This window comes from Citrifermentans bremense R1 (assembly GCF_000426865.1).
In the GTDB taxonomy this organism is placed as follows: domain Bacteria; phylum Desulfobacterota; class Desulfuromonadia; order Geobacterales; family Geobacteraceae; genus Geomonas; species Geomonas bremensis.
The window spans coordinates 311,515-326,664 of sequence record NZ_AUGE01000002.1 but is presented as its reverse complement, the minus strand read 5'-3'; the positions used below and the strand labels follow the sequence as shown (position 1 = coordinate 326,664).

General features: G+C 58.1%; 14 protein-coding genes. 8 read left to right on the top strand and 6 right to left on the bottom strand.

Annotated elements, in window-relative coordinates; all coding sequences use genetic code 11:
- The first annotated feature begins 9 nt into the window (after positions 1–9).
- The 3 genes from K419_RS0103805 (at position 10) to K419_RS0103795 (ending at position 3,745) form a co-directional block, all read left to right on the top strand.
- Complete coding sequence (locus K419_RS0103805) at positions 10–1,473, top strand: ATPase domain-containing protein (protein ID WP_026840413.1); 1,464 nt, start codon at positions 10–12, stop codon at positions 1,471–1,473.
- The gene (locus K419_RS22705; protein ID WP_051292855.1) at positions 1,463–3,010 is read left to right on the top strand and encodes a sensor histidine kinase; all 1,548 of its coding nucleotides are present in this window, start codon (positions 1,463–1,465) and stop codon (positions 3,008–3,010) included. Before K419_RS0103805 ends, K419_RS22705 begins: the two co-directional genes overlap by 11 nt.
- A 408-nt stretch (positions 3,011–3,418) precedes the next feature.
- Entirely contained in the window at positions 3,419–3,745 is a 327-nt protein-coding gene (locus tag K419_RS0103795) for a helix-turn-helix domain-containing protein (protein WP_026840412.1), read from the top strand.
- Between the two features lie 44 nt (positions 3,746–3,789).
- Here K419_RS0103795 and K419_RS0103790 read toward each other — a convergent pair whose 3' ends face one another.
- On the bottom strand, positions 3,790–5,163 hold the full coding sequence (locus K419_RS0103790) for a sigma-54-dependent transcriptional regulator (protein ID WP_026840411.1): 1,374 nt from the start codon (positions 5,161–5,163) through the stop codon (positions 3,790–3,792).
- A 136-nt stretch (positions 5,164–5,299) separates the two neighbouring features.
- Here K419_RS0103790 and K419_RS0103785 point away from each other — a divergent pair, with 136 nt between their 5' ends.
- A complete protein-coding gene (locus K419_RS0103785; protein WP_198013088.1) occupies positions 5,300–6,076 on the top strand; it encodes a slipin family protein in 777 nt (258 codons plus the stop codon).
- A gap of 115 nt (positions 6,077–6,191) precedes the next feature.
- Positions 6,192–6,710: a ferritin gene (locus tag K419_RS0103780; protein ID WP_026840409.1), complete on the top strand. Its 519-nt coding sequence runs from the start codon at positions 6,192–6,194 to the stop codon at positions 6,708–6,710.
- Between the two features lie 104 nt (positions 6,711–6,814).
- Here K419_RS0103780 and K419_RS0103775 read toward each other — a convergent pair whose 3' ends face one another.
- Positions 6,815–7,882, bottom strand: a complete 1,068-nt coding sequence (locus tag K419_RS0103775) for a peptidylprolyl isomerase (RefSeq protein WP_026840408.1) — start codon at positions 7,880–7,882, stop codon at positions 6,815–6,817.
- Positions 7,883–8,060: 178 nt separating this feature from the next.
- Here K419_RS0103775 and K419_RS0103770 point away from each other — a divergent pair, with 178 nt between their 5' ends.
- Positions 8,061–8,282, top strand: a complete 222-nt coding sequence (locus K419_RS0103770) for a YtxH domain-containing protein (protein WP_012530948.1) — start codon at positions 8,061–8,063, stop codon at positions 8,280–8,282.
- Positions 8,283–8,400: 118 nt separating this feature from the next.
- Here K419_RS0103770 and ptsP read toward each other — a convergent pair whose 3' ends face one another.
- On the bottom strand, positions 8,401–10,743 hold the full coding sequence (gene ptsP / locus K419_RS0103765; RefSeq protein WP_026840407.1) for a phosphoenolpyruvate--protein phosphotransferase: 2,343 nt from the start codon (positions 10,741–10,743) through the stop codon (positions 8,401–8,403).
- 157 nt (positions 10,744–10,900) lie between these two features.
- On the opposite strand from ptsP, the gene K419_RS0103760 reads away from it, so the two are divergent.
- A complete protein-coding gene (locus K419_RS0103760; protein WP_026840406.1) occupies positions 10,901–11,698 on the top strand; it encodes a tetratricopeptide repeat protein in 798 nt (265 codons plus the stop codon).
- Between the two features lie 170 nt (positions 11,699–11,868).
- On the opposite strand, the gene K419_RS0103755 is transcribed toward K419_RS0103760, so the two are convergent.
- Entirely contained in the window at positions 11,869–12,972 is a 1,104-nt protein-coding gene (locus K419_RS0103755; RefSeq protein ID WP_026840405.1) for an NAD(P)-binding domain-containing protein, read from the bottom strand.
- 167 nt (positions 12,973–13,139) lie between these two features.
- On the opposite strand from K419_RS0103755, the gene K419_RS0103750 reads away from it, so the two are divergent.
- A complete protein-coding gene (locus K419_RS0103750; RefSeq protein WP_026840404.1) occupies positions 13,140–13,496 on the top strand; it encodes a YtxH domain-containing protein in 357 nt (118 codons plus the stop codon).
- 4 nt (positions 13,497–13,500) lie between these two features.
- Here the strand turns inward: K419_RS0103750 and K419_RS0103745 are convergent, their stop codons facing one another.
- Together K419_RS0103745 and K419_RS0103740 are read right to left on the bottom strand one after the other, a co-directional pair.
- Positions 13,501–14,133, bottom strand: coding sequence for a DUF3047 domain-containing protein (locus K419_RS0103745; protein ID WP_026840403.1), 633 nt, complete (start codon positions 14,131–14,133; stop codon positions 13,501–13,503).
- Positions 14,134–14,201: 68 nt separating this feature from the next.
- Positions 14,202–15,092 (bottom strand): phosphoribosylaminoimidazolesuccinocarboxamide synthase, encoded by an 891-nt coding sequence (locus tag K419_RS0103740; RefSeq protein ID WP_026840402.1) that lies wholly within the window; start codon positions 15,090–15,092, stop codon positions 14,202–14,204.
- Positions 15,093–15,150 lie beyond the last annotated feature (58 nt).

Below are 15,150 nucleotides of genomic sequence, written 5' to 3'. Positions count from 1 at the left end.
GGAGGGTGTATGACGAAAAAACACTCAGAGCTCCTACCGACCGGTATCCCCGGTCTTGACGAGATACTCTTGGGAGGATTGACCCCCGGGAAAATGTACCTTATTTCAGGCTCCCCGGGGACTGGGAAAACTACCTTTTCACTGCAGTTCGTCGCCGAAGGGATCAGAAGGCGCGAACGTTGCCTCTATATTGCCGTAGGCGGGGGTGGAGCGGATCTCGCCGCCATTGCAAAAGCCGGCGACATTTTCCTCGACCCCGATTATTTCATCCTCCATACCGTGGAAATCAGCCGAGAAATCATGAAAGGACCGGAGCAGAGGATCTTCCATTCGGCGGAAATGGAGCCCTCCGGTGCGATGCAGGATCTGCTCGCGGAGCTTAAACGGGTGAAACCGCAGCGCCTGGTGATCGATTCACTTTCGGACCTGCGACTCCTCTCCGAGGACCTGACAAGCTTCCGCCGCCTGGTGCTGGCCTTGCGGCAGGAGTTCACCGGCGGTGAATGCACGGTCGTTTTTACCAACAACATTGGCGAGAGCGAAGTTGATACCCACTTGGAAACCATTTGCCACGGGGTCATTCGCCTGGAGCAGATTGTGCTCGGATACGGTCCGGTGCGGCGGAGGCTGCTGGTCGTGAAACTGAGGGCCAAATCCTACCGGAGCGGCTGGCACGATTTCAGAATCGAGGCGGAGGGGATCAACGTCTTCCCCTCCCTGATTGTGGGCGAACATCACTGGCAGAAGAAGAAAAGGACATTTGCTTCCAGCGGTAACAAACGGCTGGATCTCCTCTTGGGCGGGGGTATGGATATGGGCACCACTACCGCGATTATAGGAGCCTCGGGGACGGGGAAGACGACGCTGGCGACTCAGTGCGTTATTGCTGCGGCAAAAAGAGGCGAGACTGCGGCGGTGTATCTTTTTGAAGAGATGGAGGATTCGTTCCAGCAACGAGCCGAGGGGCTGGGGTTGGCGGTGGACGACTTCATCGAGCAGGGTCTGGTCACGCTCCATCAGATCGATGTGGCAGAATTTTCCACCGGAGAGTTCAGCGCGATGCTTATCCGAGAAGTGGAGGAGCGAGGCGTCCGAACCATCGTCATCGACACGCTGAGCGGCTACCTCAACGCAATGTCCGACGAAAAACATCTGTTTGTCCAGCTGCACCAGCTTTTGATGTATCTGTCGCACAAAGAGGTGACGACGTATCTGACTGTAGAGCAGCATGGCATCTTCGGCGACGAGACGACGGGGACGAATGTCAGTTATCTCGCCGATGCCATTCTCCTGCTCCGTTTTTTCGAGCATCGCGGAGAGATCAAGCGGGCGATGTCAGTGGTCAAGAAGAGGAGGGGGGCGCACGAAATGACGATACGGGAATTCAGCCTGTCCAGCGAAGGCATCACAATCGGCGAGCCCCTGGTTAAAATGCAAGGAGTTCTGACAGGAGTTCCGACCCTTGTCGGTTAGCGATACGACATACCTTGGCCATGCTGAGCGGGTGCTCGTGTTCCTGCCGAAAAGCAGGGATGCCGAGTCGATTCCCCGGGTGCTGGAAGTGGCCGAAGTGGCATCGATGATGTGTGCCACATACGGAGATCTCAGCGCCGAAATCGATGAGGGGGCAGGTGCTCTCATAATCGAGGAGGAAGAGCTCACTCCCACTGTCGGGGCGCACCTGAGCGCAACACTCGACAATCAACCCTCCTGGTCCGAGTTGCCGATCATCGTGCTTTTACGCCATGGCCCCGAAACAGAAAATGCACGAAACGCATTGCTGCTTCCCGGCGATATCACCCTGGTAGAACGCCCTGTGCGCGTAAATACACTGGTGGCGGTCGTTCGCTCGGCCCTGCGGAGCAGGCGCCGCCAATACCTGGTGCGGGACCAGTTGCTGGCACTGGAACGATCTGAAAGACGCTATCGCACGCTGTTTGAGTCGATCGATGAAGGTTTCTGCATAGTAAAGGTAATTTTTGACGAGGATGACCAGGCGATTGACTATCTCTTTCTGGAAGTCAATCCGTCGTTTGCGGAGCAGTCGGGAATAGCAGATGCCCAGGGCAAGAGGATGCGCGAGCTTGCCCCGATCGAAGAATATTGGGTCGAGACCTACGCACAGGTTGCTTTGACGGGCCAGCCGGTTCGATTCGAGCACCCGGCCGAACCACTCCACCGCTGGTTTGATGGGTACGCCTTCCGTTCCGGACGACCCGAGGACCGGCACGTCGCCATCCTTTTCAGCGACATCACCGGGCGAAAGCTCGCGGAAGACAGGATCGAGAAACTGATTACCAGCCTGGCGGCGAGGTCCGCCGAGCTGGAGGAAGCAAACAGGAGCCTGGAAGCATTCAATTCCGCTGTTGCACATGATCTGCGCAACCCGCTTAACAGCATCGGTACTTACTTCCAGGGGATAAAAATGCTGTGCAGCGACGAACTGAGTGAAGAGTGCAAAGGCTATCTTGAAAAAGGCTACGGCAAAGTAGTTGACATGACCAAGCTAATCGCCGCATTGCTGAAATTCTCACAGATGGCCCAGATCGAACTACGTCTGGAAATGGTCGACATCTCATTGATGGCGCAAAAGACCTCCTTGGAACTTAGACAGTCCGAACCGGAGCGCCGTGTCACCTTCCGAATCATCAGCGATGTAATGGTCAACGGGGATCCGACTCTGCTGCAGGTAGTCCTCGATAATCTCCTCGGGAATGCCTGGAAGTATACCGGTATGCTGGACGAGGCGGTTATCGAGTTTGGTGTGACGGAAACTGGCGGGAGTGCGACGTATTTCGTCCGCGACAACGGTCCGGGGTTTAGCATGGCTGATGCCGACAAGCTATTTGTCCCATTCCACCGGCTGCCTGGTGCCGAAAAACTCCAAGGCTATGGGATCGGCTTGGCCACGGTAGAGAGGATTATCCATCACCACGGCGGGCGTATATGGGCCGAGGGGGAACCGGGCAAGGGAGCGACCTTCTATTTCACTTTAACCCGTCCTGAGTAGGTGGCTGTTGGCGGCGGCGGTGGGGTTGTCCGGAGACAATTAAGTCCTTACAAAATTCGAACCTAAGTGGTTGATTTTACCTGGGTGGGCGTTTAAGGAAGGACGCTTCCGGACTCCGGAATAGCGGTTGAGGTTGAGGTTGAGCGGGGCGACGCGACTGCTGCGCCCCCACGTAGATGAACCAGAATCAAATCATAGAAACGATATGACCTTCCCCCCCAAATTGACATGCGTTCGCAAAAATGCTAACTTCCTGCATGAATTATTCAATTGAATATTTCCACGCTCGCGTTCTTGCCGAGATCGAATCCTGGCCTGATGGCGTACTTGCTGATTATGCGAGAATAATCGAGTTACTGATGGAGTTCGGGCCAAATCTGCGCATGCCACATATGAAGGAGATTCAAAATGGCTGATTTGAAATATCAACCAGTTACCCATGACCATAAGGCATTTTTGGAAAAAGCAAAGAAAAGAGAAGAATTCACAAAGGCATACGAGAGCTTGGAAGAGGAATACGCCCTGGCAAAAGAGATGCTTGCCGCCCGGGCGCGAGTAGGACTTTCGCAGGAAGCCGTCGCAGAAATCATGGGGACAACAAAGAGTGCAATCTCAAGACTGGAAGCAGTTGGCAAGCACGCCCCATCTTTGACTACCCTCAAGAAATACGCTCATGCCGTCGGCTGTCATCTTGAAATCAAGTTCGTTCCTGAGCATACTCAACAAGGAAGTTAGACCGCAACGTCTGGGTGCCCGCCTGGGCTGGGCTGGGCGCCGCGCTACAGCGGTATTCCCAATCTGCGCATCTTCTCCACGAGGGTGGTCCTGTTTATGTTGAGCATGACGGCGGCGCGGGCTTTCACTCCGCCGGCTAACTGCAACGCCTCGCCTATCATCCGCTTTTCTATCTCGTTGATGGCGGCTACCATGTCTATGCCGGCGGGGGTGACGCTGGTGGGGGTCCCTTCTACGTAGCTCTTCACTATGTTCGCCGGCAGGTCCCGCAAGGTGATCACGTCTCCCTCGGTCAGCGCCACAATCCGCTCGATGATGTTCTCAAGCTCGCGCACGTTCCCGTTCCAGGGATACGCCTCCAGCGCTTCCAACGCCTCCTTGTCTATGTGCATGATGGGACGCTGCATGGAACGGCAGTTCTTATCCAGGAAGTGCTTGGTGAGGGGAAGTATGTCCTCGATCCGCTCCCGCAGGGGGGGGATCAGGATGGGGATGACGTTGAGCCGGTAAAATAGATCCTCGCGGAAATTGCCGCGCGCGACTTCTTCCTCAAGGTTCACGTTGGTGGCGGAGACTACGCGAACGTCGAGCTTGATCTGCTTGTTGGAGCCGACCCGCTCCAGTTCCTGCTCCTGCAGCACGCGCAAAAGCTTTGTCTGCAGGTGCATGGGGAGGGTGCCGATCTCGTCGAGAAAGATGGTGCCGTAGTTGGCTGCCTCGAATTTGCCCACCTTCTCCTTTACGGCGCCGGTGAAGGCACCCTTGACGTGCCCGAAGAGCTCGCTCTCCAGGAGGTTTTCGGGTATGGCGGAGCAGTTGACGGCTATGAACGGCTTGTCCTTGCGGTTGCCGTTGAAGTGGATCGCCTTGGCGACGAGCTCCTTGCCGGTTCCCGACTCGCCCAGGATGAGGACGGTGGAGTCGGTCTTGATGATCCGCTTCATCCTGGAGAAGAGCTGCTGCATCGCCTGGGAATTGCCGATGATGTTGGCGAACTCGTACTTATCCCTGAGCTGCTTTTTCAGGTAGACGTTTTCACTGACGAGCTGCCCCTTCTCAAGGGCCTTGTCGATGATGATGCGGAGTTCTTCTATGTTAAGTGGCTTGGTGATGTAGTCGTAGGCGCCTTTCTTCATCGCCTGCACCGCGGTCTCGGCGGAGCCGTACCCGGTGACCAGGATGACCTCGGTGCGGGGGGAACTCGCCTTTACCCGGGTCAGGATGTCGATCCCGTTCAGATCGGGGAGAAAAAGGTCGGTGATGACGATGTCGAACGGCTCGCCCGACAGGACGCCCAAACCGTCCTGACCGCTGCTGCATCCCTTGACCGTGAAGCCGATCGACTTCAAAAGGATGAGCAGCGCCTCGCGGCTGCTGTCGTCGTCTTCAATAACCAGTATCTTGATGTTCTGTTTCATGCGCCAGTTCCCATTGTTAGAGGTTTCTTCAATAACATGGATGAAGAGTTTTGGCAAGCCGGCAATTGACTGAGACTGTTGCTTAGTTATACTTTGGCGGGCCTTTGCGGACCACAACTATTTCCCGGAGGGGATCATGAACGTGTTCGACCTGTTCCCGGTATTGTTCGTTCTTGTCCTGATAGTAGCTTTCCTCGCCAATGCCATTCGCATACTCCCCGAATATGAGAGGGGGGTCCTCTTCAGACTGGGTAGGGTGAAGAAGGTCCGCGGCCCCGGCATCGTGCTCATCATCCCGGGTATCGACCGGCTGGTGCGCGTGTCGCTCAGGATAGTTGCGATGGACGTCCCGTCGCAGGACGTCATTACCCATGACAACGTGACGGTGAAGGTGTCGGCGGTGATCTACTTTCGGGTGGTGGATGCTGTGCGCGCGGTGGTGGAGATGGAGAACTACCTCTACGCTACGAGCCAGCTCTCGCAGACTACCTTGCGCAGCGTGCTGGGGCAGGTGGACCTGGACGAGCTTCTGGCAAACCGGGAAAAGATCAACCGCGAGCTGCAGGAGATCCTCGACCGGCAGACTGAGCCTTGGGGGGTAAAGGTCTCGACCGTCGAGGTGAAGAACATCGATTTGCCGCAGGAGATGCAGCGCGCCATCGCGAAGCAGGCGGAGGCGGAAAGGGAGCGCCGCGCCAAGGTGATCCACGCCGAGGGCGAGCTGCAGGCCTCGGAAAAGCTGGCCCAGGCGGCGCAGGTGATGGTGGAGCAGCCGATGTCGCTGCAACTGCGTTATCTACAGACGCTCACAGAGATAGCTGCCGAGAAGAACTCGACTACCATCTTCCCGGTCCCCATCGATCTGATCAAGATCTTCATGGATCGCATGGACGCGGGGAAGAAGAGCGATTGACGGCTGTGACCCGAACTCTCTCGATGTCGTATACATATTTGAATCGGTGCTCTGAAGAGATATCATTGTTGTCAGTACTGACACTGTTTGAAATGCAATAAAAGGGGGATTGACCATGCTTAGCAAGAAACTGTGCAACGCCTTGAACAAACAACTCAACAACGAACTCTACTCTGCCTATCTCTACCTCTCCATGTCCTCGTATGCTGCCTCCATAGGGCTGAAGGGAAGCGCAAACTGGTTCATGGTGCAGTACCAGGAGGAGATGGTCCACGCAATGAAGTTTTACAACTATATAAATAGCCGCGGGGAGCATACCGAGCTTGCGGCCATAGCGGCGCCACCCACCAAATTCAAGAACCTCCTCGATATGTTCGAGCAGACCCTGGCGCACGAGCAGTTCATCACCTCGTCGATAAACGAGCTGACCGACCTGGCGCAAACCGAGAAGGATCACGCAACCGTGATCTTCCTGCAGTGGTTCGTCACCGAGCAGATCGAGGAGGAGGAAAACGACAGGGATATTATCGGCAAGCTGAAGCTGATAGGGGACAACGGGCAGGGCCTGCTGATGCTGGACACGGAGCTGGCGGCAAGGGTATTCGTACCGCCTCCCACAACGGCTGCTCCCTGACGACAGGGGAGGGGAGGGGACCACAAAAAAGAAAGGGGGACAGGCTACTTTTTGAAATCAAAAAGTAGCCTGTCCCCTTTTTAGTGTGTCCCCTTTTGGTGTGGTTACAGCTCGACCTTCTCTATCTTCGCCTTTTTCTTCAACTCATCGACGAAGCTGGAGAGCTCCTGCTGCTCCTTCTGTTTTTTCAGGAATTCGACGATCGTCTCTTTCACGTTTTCCAGCTTCTCCGCTGCCGCTTCCTGCTTTCCGGTCACCTTGATGATATGGTAGCCGAACTTGGTCTCGACCACGCCGCTCATCTCGCCCGGCTTAAGCTTGAACGCTGCCTCTTCGAATTCGGGGACCATTTGCCCGCGACCGAATTCACCCAGGTCGCCTCCCTCGCTCGCGCTCGGGCAGGTCGACTCACCCTTGGCAACCGCTGCGAAATCCTCGCCCGCCTGCAGCCGCTTCAGGAGCGCCTCGGCCTTCTCCTTCGCTTTTTTCTTGTCCTCCGGCGTTGACTTCTCATCGGTCCCGACCAGGATGTGGCTCGCTTTCACCGATTCCGGCTTCTTGAAATACTGGTTCAGGTTGTCGTCGTAGAACTTTTTTACCTCTTCGTCGCTGACACTAGCCTTGTTCTGGAAATGTTCGGCGATGTAGGTACTGAGGACGATCTCCTTGCGGGTGAACTCCTCCAGATCCGGTAGGGTCATTTCCAGCGCGCTCAGCGCCTCGACCAGTTCCGCTTCGGTCGTAAACCTCTGCCGGTTCTGCGACACCTTCTGTTCAATCATCTTGTCCAAATCGGGGATCTTGCTCTTCGAGGCTTCCTGGTAGAGGAGTTCGGCGGTGGTCAACTGCTCCAGCGCGGCGCTCTCCGCCTGCTTTTGCAGCTCCGGTGGAATCGGCTGGTCTACCTTGTTTTGCGCGAGCATCACCTTGACCGCGCGCTCGACGTCCAGCCTGGTGATGGGCGTGCCGTTAACCCGGAGCACGGCCGGGCTTTTCTGCGCCACCGCCGGCTTGGCTGCCGGCTCGTCGGCCGCCTTTTTCGCGGCTGGCTGGCCGGCTGGTTTTTCTTGAGGGGGGGCGGCGGATTCTTCCGCGAAGGAACCGGCCGGGAGCAGCATGGCCGTCAGCAGCGAGGCGATCACTAAAAGGTGCTTTTTCTTCAACGAAAACATGCATATCTCCTTCAGATTTTTTTTATGCCGGCGATAGTATCATTTAACCACTGTGAATGCTAAGCAGAAAATAACTGCAGACGTAAACGTTGGGGGTTTTATTGCGTCGCCGAATGTGGTAAGAATAATTGCAAAATTTCCGGGTGGTTAACTTCCAGAACCAAAGGAGCGATACGTCATGTCCAAAAAAAGCGAACAGGCCGCACTGCTGGCCTTCCTGGCTGGGGCCGCTGTGGCTGCAGGCGCCGCACTCCTCTTTACTCCCAAGACCGGCCGCGAGGTTCGCGAGAAGCTGGGTGAGGCGAAGGAAGAGGCACTCAACAAGCTGAAGGGGTGCGTGAAAAAAGGGAAAGGGGCCAACAACGACCTCAACTACGACGGCGGGGACTGCTGGATCTAAACTCAATTGACAATTGATAATTGACAATTGACAGCGAAAGATCGACCCTCCCTTGTTGGAGATACATGGCCGGGGACCGGGATCTGTTATCCGGCCCCCGGCTGCTGTCTCTTGTGCCTTACAGCCCTAGCTCGCGCTGTACCGATTCCAGGTAGCTCTTGATGGAGAGGGCACTTTCCATCCGCAGCACCTGGCCGGCTATCTGTTCCGCCTGCCCCAGGGAAATGGCGCGTATGGCCTCTTTAACGCGCGGTATGTTCGGCGCGGAAAGGCTGAAGCAGCGTATCCCAAGCCCCAGTAAAAGGACCGCGTTGATCGGTTCTCCCGCCATCTCGCCGCACAAAGACGCCGGCTTTCCCGCAACCGCGGCTGCTTGCGCCACCTTCTTGATCGAGTGCAGGACCGCAGGATGGTACGGGTCGTACCACTTCTTCACCCGCGGATTGTTCCTGTCGCAGGCAAGGGTGTACTGGATCAGGTCGTTGGTCCCGATGCTCAGGTAATCGACCTCGCGGGCCAGCATCTCCGCTACCAGCACCGCCGCCGGCAGCTCTACCATGACCCCGAGCCCGATATCCTGGGCGAATTCCTTTCCCTCTTTTCTCAGCTCTTCTTTCACCTGCTCCAGTATCCCTTTGATGCGGCGCACCTCGTCCACGCCGGAGATCATGGGGAACATTATGTTGCACCTGCCGCTGGCGGACGCCAAAAGCACCGCAGCCAACTGCTCGCGGAAGATGTCCTCGCGGTCGAGTGAGATGCGCATGGAGCGCCACCCCAGGAAGGGGTTGTCTTCCTTTGGGTGGGGGAAGTACGAAAGCTCCTTGTCTCCGCCTATGTCGAGGGTTCTGATGGTGACCGGGAGCCCTGGGAACCCTTCCAGCACCTTGCGGTAGATGGCGGCCTGCTCGAAGCGCCCGGGGAACGAATTGCGGCTCATGAACGGGAACTCGGTCCGGTACAGCCCGACCCCCTCGGCGCCGTGCGCCTGCGCTACCCTCAAATCGCTCAAAAGTCCGATGTTGGCCAGAAGAGACACGGTGCAGCCGTCGGTGGTCACGGCGGGGAGATCCCGGATCCCTTCCAGCTCGCGCTGCTTCTGGTCGAACTCCCCCTGCAGCCGCTGGTATTCCTTCTTGATGCGCTGGTCCGGGTTTACGTAGACGCAGCCGGAGTTGCCGTCAACGACCACCTCGCAGCGGGCCCCGACCTTTTTCAACAGCCCCTCTACCCCGAAGACGGCCGGAATGCCGAGCGCCCGGGCCATGATCGCCGCGTGTGCGTTCTGGTTCCCCTTCTCGGTGGCGATGCCGGTTACCTTGCCGTGGTCCATGATGGCGAGGTCGGAGGGGAGCAGTTCCCGGGCGATGATGATCCGCGGGTCGCGCAGGCGTTCCCTGTGCCTGTGGTTGCTGCCGTTCAGCGCGTCGCAGATCCTGCGCCCGATGTCTTCCATGTCGGCGCTGCGCTCGCGCAGGTAGGGGTCCTGCATCCGGGCGAAGGCCGCCACGTAGCTGTCCACCACCTGGCTTACCGCGGTATGGGCTCCCAGCCCCTCGTCGATCAGCGCGCCGATCTTCCCGATGAAGCCGCGGTCCTCCAGTATCATCAGGTGGCTGTGGAATATGGCGGCGTCGGCCTCGGAGAGGATCTGGCCCACCCGCTTCTCCATATAGATGGTCTGGATGCGCGCCTTTTCCAGCGCGTGCAGGAAGCGGGTCTGTTCCTCGGCGCGCGGCCGCGCCTGCTCCAGGACCGCCTCTTCGCTCGCACCGCGGTGCAGTACCGAAATCCTTCCCAGAGCGAAACCGGGGGAGATCCCAATCCCGGTCAATACGCCCGATCCCTGGCTCTTGCGGCTCGCGCGGCCGGTGTCCTTGAGTACCCCGGTTTTGCGGAGCCGGTCCACCTCGGCTGCGTAAAAAGCCCGCTCCTCTTCCTTCTTCCTGACGGAGTCGAGGAGTTTTGCGTTGGAAACGATGCTGGAGATCTGCCAGGCGATGGTGGAGACGGCGCTGATTTCCTGGGAGGTGAAGGTGCGCGCGTCGCGGTTTTGTATGACCAGGACGCCGATGGGGTTGTTGCGTTCGAAGAAGGGGACGCCTAAGAAGGAGAGGACCTTCTCCTCCTTGGTCTGCCTGAAGTACTTGTAGCGCGGGTGCCGCGGCGCGTTGTCCGTCGCCACTACGCCGCGCTGCTCGATGGCGAGGCCGGTGAGGCCTTCCGAGGTCTTCATGGTGATGCCGACGGAGAGCCTGGAGAGACCGCGGGTCGCGTGCAGCCTCAGGGTCTCGCCGTCCTCCTCCAGAAGGTAGATGGAACAGACGTCGGAGGACATTCTCTTAGCAACGAGGTTGACTATGTTATCCAGGGTCTCCTGCAGATCGTGGGAGTGAAGGATCAGCATGCTGATGTCCTCCAGTGTCCTCAGTCCCAGTTGTTCCCCTGTCTCCTCCGGCATTCTCATCCCCTTTGTGGCGTTCTCGGGGCAGTATAAATGAGAAAAATGATATGTGAAGTATTTTAATGCTATTTTAACGGGCGTTTAAGATGGCAAAGCCTCGTTATCTCTGTTATAGTGTGCGCCAATGAAATCAGTTGCAGACGCGGAGGTGGCAATGGGAACGACTTTTGACGAGAAACTGGCAGACGGGATAGCCCTGATGGAGTCGGGAGAGTATGTCCAGGCCGTCGAAGCCTTCAAGGGGTGCATCTCGCTTGAGCCGGAGAACGCCGAGGGTTATTTCTACTTGGGCGAGGCGTACTCGGAGCAGGGGAAGGCCGACGATGCCATCGCTGCGCTCAAGAAGGGGCTGGAGCTTGCGCCTGAAGACCTCGACGGGATCACGGCCCTGGGCGACGTTTATTTCGAGTCGGGCAAGCACAAGGATGCGCTCGGCTGTTACCGCAAGGTGACCGAGCTGCAGCCCAAGGAGTGCGACGGCTACGTCAGCATGGGCCTTGTGTACAACGCGATGGAACGGACCGACGATGCGCTGAAGTCCTTCCAGAAGGCGCTTGAACTCGATCCCAAAAACGTCTTCGCCCTGAACGCCATGGGGGACCTTTACTACGGTCTCGGGGAGAATGAGAAGGCGATCGAGGCCTACCACAAGGGAATCGAGATCGATCCTGCGGACGCCACCGCACGCTTCAACCTGGGGGAGCTCTACTACGATATGGACGATCTCGAGTCGGCCGAGCGCGAGACGCTGGAAGCGGTCCGCCTCGACCCCGATTTCACCATGAGCTACCTGACGCTTGGAAACATCTGCATCGACCAGGACCGCACCCAGGAAGCGATCAAGTACTTCGAGAGCTACCTGGCCAGGGAGCACTCCCCGCAGGCCCGCGAGATGATTGCCGAAGTGAAGGCTGTGGTGGAAGGGTTGAAGGAAGAGATGCGCGGGCAATAGCCGCAGCAGTGAAATAATCTGTAATGAATGGAAAAAGGGGAGCCGGTTGGCTCCCCTTTTTTTATTTAGGGTGGTGACTGTTTCCCGCCCCCGGAGGGGGAGGGTCAGGAAAGGGGGAGGAGAGCGGCGAGAGGCCGAGCGGGCGCGGCGGTTAATTCCCAGCTAACCCGCTATTTTTTGAGCTTCGCGGCTATGGCGTCGATCACGTGGTGGGCGTCGTTAACCGCGGTGTAGATCAGGTTCGGGTGCCGCTCCTCCTGGATGGCGCCCTTGTTGATCCGCATGTAGGAGGGGGAGATGGCCCCCCCGATCACGTAGACCCCTTTGCGGGTCGACTCGAAGTCGGAGGTTAAGAGGAGCAGCCGGTCCCCTTCCTTTGCTACCTGGCAGACCCCCTCGGCGCAGGCTATGGTTTGCACGCCGATCCGGTCGTAGATGGAGGTGGGGCCCTGGCTTCCGATGCAGGCGATCACGTTCTTCATGGGAAAGCTCATGGCGTGGTAGCGCTCGATCCCCCCGGGGATCTTGTCCTCGCTTACCCGGATCACCAGGCGGTCCACCCCTTCGTCGTCGACCTCGCCGATCCTCGGGGTCGCGCCGGGCAAAAGCCGGATGTTTCCCCCCAGGAGGATCTCCTCGCCCAGCCTTTGCGCTGTCTCCTTGTTCACGTCGAAGGTCTCAGCGACGTGCGCCCAGTACACCGGCTCGGTGTCGTTGGCGTTGCGCTTTTCCTTGAGGATGGAGATGATGACGTCGGCCGCGCTGTTGCCGCCGCCGATGACAAGCGTGCGCACCCCGATGTATTTCTTCGGGTCGTCCAGCCCCTTAGCGACCATCTTCGCGTCTCCGTACACGGAGAGCTCCTTCGGTATCGAACTGCCGAAGGCAAGCAGGACCCTTTTGGCCGGGAAAGTCCCCCGGGAGGTGAGCACCTTGAGGTACTCCCTGCCGTCTTCGATGTTCTCGAACTGAGTGTCGGTGAGTACGTTCAGCCCCTCGTGCTGTACGAAGTGCTGCACGTACTGGATGTATTTTTCCACCGTCACCGGTTTGTCGGGCGGGCGCAGTTCCTCTACCAGGAAGGGCTCAGGGTTCTCCTTGGGCTTGGAGGGGTAGACGTTCTTTCCTTCCGGGTAGGTATTGGCAATGCCCTGGAAGATAGCCTTGCCCGATTCAATCAGCAGGTGGGACAGGCCAAGCTTATGGCAGATGTAGGCGGCGGCGACTCCCCCTGGGCCGCCTCCTACTATCAGTACGTCATATTTTTCATCCATGATCTACCTCTGGTGATGCGTATTTGTAGTGAGCGTAACGTGTTAACTATACACGCACACCCCTCTGCTTCAAAGTAATAATGAGAACTGGGCCTTGGCAAACGGGACGCTTCGGGTACTATATTGGGCAGCTGAAATCTTACCATGGGAAGCAAAGGAGGACCGTTATGGAAGACAAGCAAAACAACCTGATGGTTGGGGCGCTCATGCTCTTGGCTGGAGGCATCATAGGCGCCGGCATCGCGCTCATGTACGCGCCGCAAAGCGGCGAGAAGACCCGCAAGGAGATGGGGCGCTACGCCAAGAAAGCACGCCGCAAGGGGGAAGACGCCCTGGAGGCGGTGGAGGATTTCACCGAGCAGGTGGCTGAAATGGCCGAGTCTGTCGGCGAGCGGGCCTCGGAGATCCTCGACCGCGGCAAGGACATGGCCTACGGCGCCAAGAAAAGCGTGCTGAAGGCGCTTGAGGATGGCGAGGCGCGCCTGGTGAAACAGAGGTCGAGGCTGGCCAAGCTGATCGGCTAGCAGCTCACTCCGAGCTGAGGGTGATGTCGCCGTACCAGGCGGTGACCTCCTCCTTGGTGTCGTCCGTATCGGTCATGACAGCGATCCCCCCCATAAGGGGGGGATCCTCCCCGAATATCTTCTTGTAATCCTCGTAGACGTTGCGCTCCTCGAACACCCAGGTTCCCGCCTTCGCGTCCCCGCTTTCCACCGCTATCGATACCGCATTAGCCGTATGCGGGCTGGGGGTGTGGCTACCTACGGGGAGTTTCCCGGACCAGACGTAGTTGATGGCCCGCATGCGCCAGAAGAAGGTGCGCGGGAAGATCACGTAGACCCTTGCCGCGAAGTCGTCGCCGCTTTTGCGGGTGGCGTCCTCGTGCCGCAACGTGTGGTCGATGCGCCAGCTCCAGGAGAGCTTCGGGTAGTTGCGCGTATCTATGGAGACCTTCTTGATCTTCCCGCTGGCCCCTTTCACGCTGTGAGCCTTAAGCGCGCCGTCGGCGAAGCTGTAGTCGGTCTTCCCCTTGAAGGCCTTGTCGCTCCAGCCGGAGAGGTCGGACTTACTGAAATGGGCCAGGGGGATCTCAGCGGCAGCGCCCGAGACGGAGGATGATAGGGCCAGAAGAAACAGCAGGGCCAAGGTCTGCTTCAGCATCGTCTTTTTCCTTTGCCGGCACAAAAAAAGCCCCGCCCCCGGTGAGGGGGCGGGGCGTCGGTCAATCCCTAGATCCCTTTGCCGGTCAGCTTCACCAGCGCTTCCATGTACTTCTCGCCGGTTTTTCTGACGATCTCTTCGGGAAGCGGCGGCGCAGGCGCCGTCTTGCCCCAGTCGAGCGTCTCCAGGTAGTCACGCAGGAACTGCTTGTCGAAGGAGGGCTGGGGGCCGCCCGGCTTGTAGCTCTCCTTGGGCCAGAAACGGCTGGAGTCAGGTGTCATGCACTCGTCGATGATGATCAGCTCGCCGTCGTAGATGCCGTACTCGAACTTGGTGTCGGCGATGATGATCCCTTTCTGGTCGGCCAGGTCGCGGGCCTTCTCGTAGATGGCGAGGGTTACGTCGCGCACCTTGGTGGAGATCTCGGTGCCGCAGATCCGGCACATCTCCTCGAAGGAGATGTTCTCGTCGTGGGTTCCCAGTTCCGCCTTGGTGGAGGGGGTGAAGATCGGCTGGGGGAGGCGGTCCGACTCCTTGAGCCCATCCGGAAGCTTGATGCCGCAGATGGCGCCGGTCTTTTGGTAGTCCTTCCAGCCGGAGCCGGAGATGTAGCCGCGCACGATGCACTCGGCCGCCAAAGGCTGCGCCTTCTTCACCCACATGGAGCGCCCGGCCAGGATGTCGGCGTACGGCTGGCACTCTTTCGGGAAATCGGCGACGTTGGTGGAGATGATGTGGTTCTTGATGATGTCTTCCATTTGACGGAACCAGTAGGCGGAGATCTGGGTCAGCACGTACCCCTTGTGCGGGATGCCCTCGTTCATGATCACGTCGAAAGCAGAGATCCTGTCGGTGGTGACGATGAGCAGCGTCTCTCCCAGGTCGTAGATATCGCGCACCTTGCCGCGGGCGGCGAGCTTCAGACCGGGGAAATCAGTGTTGAGTACCGGTGTAGTCATTTGTCCATTCTCCTTTTATGGTTCGCGCTTCGAGCGTTAAAAGTGAAAGGTGAAGTGT